General features: G+C 69.4%; 5 protein-coding genes. 2 read left to right on the forward strand and 3 right to left on the reverse strand.

Annotation, left to right across the window (positions count from 1 at the left end):
• Nucleotides 1-186: 186 nt before the first annotated feature.
• From dnaQ to ACESMN_RS07065, 3 genes are all read right to left on the reverse strand, one after another.
• Nucleotides 187-897: a DNA polymerase III subunit epsilon gene (dnaQ, locus tag ACESMN_RS07055; protein WP_373052888.1), complete on the reverse strand. Its 711-nt coding sequence runs from the start codon at nt 895-897 to the stop codon at nt 187-189.
• Between the two features lie 63 nt (nt 898-960).
• Complete coding sequence (gene rnhA / locus ACESMN_RS07060) at nt 961-1,431, reverse strand: ribonuclease HI (protein ID WP_373052889.1); 471 nt, start codon at nt 1,429-1,431, stop codon at nt 961-963.
• Nucleotides 1,422-2,132: a methyltransferase domain-containing protein gene (locus ACESMN_RS07065; protein WP_373052890.1), complete on the reverse strand. Its 711-nt coding sequence runs from the start codon at nt 2,130-2,132 to the stop codon at nt 1,422-1,424. The genes rnhA and ACESMN_RS07065 overlap by 10 nt, the downstream gene beginning before the upstream one ends.
• On the opposite strand from ACESMN_RS07065, the gene ACESMN_RS07070 reads away from it, so the two are divergent.
• Together ACESMN_RS07070 and ACESMN_RS07075 are read left to right on the forward strand one after the other, a co-directional pair.
• Complete coding sequence (locus ACESMN_RS07070) at nt 2,131-3,702, forward strand: LysM peptidoglycan-binding domain-containing protein (RefSeq protein ID WP_373052891.1); 1,572 nt, start codon at nt 2,131-2,133, stop codon at nt 3,700-3,702. The genes ACESMN_RS07065 and ACESMN_RS07070 overlap by 2 nt on opposite strands.
• Nucleotides 3,703-3,949: 247 nt before the next feature.
• Nucleotides 3,950-4,747 carry an enoyl-ACP reductase gene (locus ACESMN_RS07075; RefSeq protein WP_373052892.1) on the forward strand — a complete coding sequence of 266 codons (798 nt, stop codon included), beginning with the start codon at nt 3,950-3,952 and terminating at the stop codon, nt 4,745-4,747.
• Nucleotides 4,748-4,930: the final 183 nt, after the last annotated feature.

A 4,930-nucleotide genomic window follows, 5' to 3' on the forward strand; every position in this document is an offset into this window, starting at 1 on the left:
GGCGAGGGGGCTGACCTGCTGTGGGAGCGGCTTCCAGCCGCGATGTGGGGCTGCCTTGGGTGCCCAGGGCCATCGCGGCCGGGAGGCCGCTCCCACAGGAGGCCGCTCCCACAGGAGGCCACTCCCACAGGAGGGCGCTCCCACAGGAGGGCGCTCCCACAGGAGGCCGCTCCCACAGGGGCCGGCTCAGCGGTCCAGGCGGCGCCAGTGGCAGGTCCCGCCCGCGCTCTGGTCGAGCAGCGCAACCATCTCCGCGTGCGCCGCGCGCTCTTCCGGGCTGGGTTCGATCACGCGCAGAGCGCCGGCACGCCGTTGCGCCCTCTCCTGCACCTCCGGGTTTTCCAGCTCCGGGCCCTCCTGCTCCAGACCCAGCGCCACCTGGCCGCCGGTCATCGCCAGGTAGACATCGGCGAGCAGCCCGGCATCCAGCACCGCGCCGTGCAGTACGCGGGTCGAGGCGTCCACCTGGTAGCGCTTGCACAGCGCATCCAGCGAGTTGCGGGTGCCAGGGTGCATCCGGCGGGCGAGCACGAGGGTGTCGAGAATCCCGCAGACGTCCTCCACACGCCGCACCCTGGCCGCAGCGAGCGTCAGTTCGTGATTGATGAAGCCGACATCGAAGGGCGCGTTGTGAATGATCAGCTCGGCGCCCGCGATGAATTCGAGGAAGCGCTCGGCGACGTCCGCAAAGCGCGGCTTGTCGAGCAGGAATTCATTGCTGATGCCGTGGATCTCGATCGCCCGCGGGTCGATCTCGCGATCGGGCTGCAGGTACTCGTGCAGGCGGTTGCCGGTCAGCCTCCGGTTCACGATCTCCACGCAGCCGATCTCGATGATCCGGTGGCCATCCGCCGGCTCCAGGCCGGTGGTCTCGGTGTCGAGGACGATCTGGCGCATCTTCGGGTTCTCCGTGCCGTGGTGGAAGCCTGCCTTGAGCGTCGCCCATAGCCTCCATGAAGTCTACCCACCGCCCTTGGGACGCGCGCGCAGCATCTCGTCGATCGCGCGGTTGGCCAGGCGGTCGGCCCGCTCGTTCTCGGGGTGCCCAGTGTGACCGCGAACCCAGAACCATTCCACCTGGTGCTGGCGGGCCAGCGCATCGAGCTGCTCCCAGAGGTCACGGTTCTTCACCGGTCCGCCGCTGGAGGAGCGCCAGCCGCGCCGCTTCCAACCGGGCAGCCAAGCGGTGATGCCCTGCTTCACGTATTGCGAGTCGGTCAGCAGCTCCACCCGGCAGGGCCGCTTCAGGGCCTCCAGCGCACGGATGGCTGCGGTCAGTTCCATCCGGTTGTTCGTCGTCTCGGGCTCGGCCCCGTAGAGTTCCCGTTCAACCTCACCGAAGCGCAGCACCGCGCCCCAGCCACCGGGACCCGGATTGCCACGGCAGGCCCCGTCGGTGAAGACAAAGACCTTGCCGCCGTTCACGCCCATTGCGATCTCCCGCCCGCGCGCACGGCGTCGCGCGACCAGCGCAGGCGGCTCGGTGCAGGGGCGATCGGCATCAGGTCCCGGCGCCTGCCCACCGTCAGCACGCAGCTTCCCAGCACGGGCAGCCAGGGCGACACCGCGGCATCGAGGGGGCCCAGCCGCCGGTGCCAGCCGTCCGGGAGGACGGCGGGCAGCAGGCTCAGTGCGACCTGGCGGTGCACCTCCAGTCCGGCCCGGCGCAGCAGGCGCCGGCTGCGCCGCCGCAGTCCCGGACGCAGGCGGTGTCTGCCGGGCGAACCGCAGTGACTGCACTCGAGGAGGAACAGGTGGCCCTCGGGGGCCAGCACGCGGGCGGCCTCGGCAATGACATCCCCGGCGTCTCCCGCATCACCGACGGCATGCGCGACCAGCACGCAGGAAAACGTCGCTGCGGCCAGCGGCAAAAGGTCTCCCTGCGCCGGCAGGGTCCTGCTCCGCGGATCCGCGTGCAGCGCGTGGACCGGGCCGGTCCACTCCGGGTGCAGCAGGCTCACGGGGCCGACCTCCAGCCAGGCATCGCCGAAGCGCGGCCGACACAAGACCTGCACGTGCTGGCGCAGGCCCGCGAGGGTGCGCAGCCCGTGCGGACCGCGATACCAGTCCCGCAGGCAATCGGCCCTGGATGCTTGGTGAAAACCTCTCTCTGGACTATGCTTCAGGTCCATGATTATCCGACTTCTTCCCCTGCCCCTCGTATTGATTGTCGGCGCCCTGCTGGGTACCGGCTGCAGCCTCCACGACAAGCCGAGGGCGGTGGCCCAGGTGGCGAACCCGACCGGATCGGCAGAGCCGGTCGAGGTCCTGCGCCCGGGATCGCGGCGGGAGCTCGCGCAGGACGCGGGCCGCGCGCTGCGCCAGGCCGCGACGAAGCCGGAGGATGCCCCGGACATCTGGAGCCGGGCGAGGCTCGGCTTCGCAATGACCGAGAACCTGCATCACCCGCGGGTGGAAGTCTACAAACGGCATTACCGCCAGCACCCGAACATCATCACCATCGCCTCCGCAAGGGCGGAACCCTTTGTCCATTTCATCCTGACCGAGATTGAGCGGCGGGGTCTACCCGGTGAACTGCTGCTGTTGCCGATCGTGGAGAGCGGCTACGCCCCCGAGGCCACATCCAGCGGTAGCGCGGCCGGCATCTGGCAGTTCATTCCCGGCACCGGTGAGCACTTCGGGCTGATCCAGGACGACTGGTATGACGGCCGGCGCGACGTCTACCAGTCCACCCACGCGGCGCTGGACTATCTGGAACGCCTTCACGCCCGCTTCGGAGACTGGTATCTGGCGCTCGCCGCCTACAACTTCGGGCAGGGCAACGTCGCGCGCGCGATCGCCGCCAACGCGGCGGCCGGAAAACCGACGGACTACTGGAGCCTGCAGCTCTCCAGCGAGGCGATGTCCTACGTGCCCCGGCTGCTGGCGCTGCGCGCGCTGATCGACGAACCGGAACGCCATGGCGTCAGGATTCCGGTGATCGCGAACGAGCCCTACCTGAGACCGGTAGACCCGGGACGTCAGGCGGACCTCGAGTACATTGCCGAACTCGCGGGGGTGGAATTCACCGAGATCGCGCGGCTGAACCCGGGGTACCACCGGACCGTTACCCATCCCTATGCGGCGCAGCATCTGCTGCTTCCCGCCTCTGCCGCCGGAGAGCTGGAGACCGCCCTGCGCGAGCGCGGACCGGACCACGGTCTCGTTCCCCACGCGGAATACGAGGTACGCGCCGGCGACAATCTCGGCGGGATCGCGCGCAGGCACGGAATCGGTGTCGCCGAGCTGCGGGGGATGAACGGACTCGACGGCGATCTGATCCGGGCCGGGCAGCGCCTGCGGGTGCCGGTCACCGGCCAGGCCATCCCGGGCCGGAACGCGGCCCCGCCGCCCTCGACCCAACCGCTGGAGTACACGGTCCGGAGCGGCGACAGCCTCTGGACCATCGCGCGACGGCACGAGGTCGGGGTCGCCGGTCTCCGGGAGACCAACGGCCTGCCGCACGACGCGCTGCTGCAGCCGGGCCAGGTCCTCGAACTGCCGCATGCGGCCGTGGATCCGGATACCACGCGCATGGAATACCGCATCCGCCCGGGGGACTCGCTGGGCGCGATCTCGCGGCGCTTCGATGTCGAGATCCAGGATCTCCGGCGCTGGAACAGCCTGAACGGCGACGGCATCCGCGCCGGCGACACCCTGACGCTGTACGTCGCAAGAAGGGTCGCGGCGAGCGAAGGCTGACCCCTCCCCGCTGCAGCGGCGGCCGCCAGCGGGATCTTCCGTGGACTCGATACCGGGCAACGCCGGGCTCTCCTGCCCGGCGCGCCGTGCGCCACCGACCGGTGGTGGCACAGCAGGGACATGGGTATGATCGCAGGCGGCTGCGCACACAGGGGTCGTCTTCGCGCGGGAGCATTGCCGGACGGTCCCTGACCCGCGGGATGCGCTCGGCGGGGAGCAGGGCCAAAACCGAAAACAGGAGGAATACATGGGCTTTCTCAAGGGCAAGCGCGCGCTGATCGTCGGTGTTGCCAGCAACCGTTCCATCGCCTATGGCCTCGCCGAGGCAATGCACCGCGAGGGCGCAGAACTCGCCTTCACCTACCAGAACGACCGCATGCGCGATCGGGTCGAGAAGCTGGTGGCCGCCTTCGACTCCGACATCCTGGTGCCCTGCAATGTCGAGAGCGACCAGGAGATCGAGCAGGTCTTCGAGCATCTGGACAATTACTGGGACGGACTCGACATCCTCGTGCACTCGGTCGCCTTCGCCCCGAAGGAGGAGCTGGAAGGCGACTTCCTGGACAACGTCACCCGGGACGGTTTCCGCATCGCCCACGACGTCAGCTCCTACAGCCTCGCGGCGCTCGCGAAGGCGGGACGCGGCATGATGAAGGACCGCAACGCGGCGATCCTCACCCTCAGCTATCTCGGCGCGATGCGCGCGATGCCGAGCTACAACGTGATGGGCCTGGCGAAGGCGAGCCTCGAGGCCAATGTCCGCTACCTCGCCTACACCCTCGGGCCGGAATCCACCCGGGTGAATGCCGTGTCGGCCGGACCGATCCGGACACTCGCGGCCGCGGGCATCGGCGATTTCCGGCGCATCCTCGATCACGTGGAGAAGAACGCCCCGCTGCGCCGCAACGTGACCATCGAACAGGTCGGAAATACGGGGGCCTTCCTGTGCTCCGACCTGGCGGCCGGCATCACCGGCGAGGTCACCTATGTCGATTCCGGCTTCAACATCCTCGGGCTCGGCCCGGGCGAGGCCGGACTGGAGTAACTGTCACCGCACTCCGGAGCGCGCAGGCAACGCCGTAGGGTGGGCAAAACCACGTGTGCCCACCCCATGCCGACACGGGCGCAGTGGTGGGCCCGCTGCGCTTGGCCCACCCTACCCCGGGTTCTCCGGCAAGCGGCGGATGTTCGCTTCCGATCCCAGGCCGGAGTGGTGGGCCCGCTGGGC

Source organism: Thioalkalivibrio sp. (genome assembly GCF_041690275.1).
Classification (GTDB): domain Bacteria; phylum Pseudomonadota; class Gammaproteobacteria; order Ectothiorhodospirales; family Ectothiorhodospiraceae; genus Thioalkalivibrio.

Excerpts from the sequence above, each read along its gene's own strand:
- dnaQ (WP_373052888.1), bottom strand. The coding sequence starts at position 897 with ATGCGCCAGATCGTCCTCGACACCGAGACCACCGGCCTGGAGCCGGCG.
- rnhA (WP_373052889.1), bottom strand. The coding sequence starts at position 1,431 with ATGGGCGTGAACGGCGGCAAGGTCTTTGTCTTCACCGACGGGGCCTGC.
- ACESMN_RS07070 (WP_373052891.1), top strand. The coding sequence starts at position 2,131 with ATGATTATCCGACTTCTTCCCCTGCCCCTCGTATTGATTGTCGGCGCC.
- ACESMN_RS07065 (WP_373052890.1), bottom strand. The coding sequence starts at position 2,132 with ATGGACCTGAAGCATAGTCCAGAGAGAGGTTTTCACCAAGCATCCAGG.
- ACESMN_RS07075 (WP_373052892.1), top strand. The coding sequence starts at position 3,950 with ATGGGCTTTCTCAAGGGCAAGCGCGCGCTGATCGTCGGTGTTGCCAGC.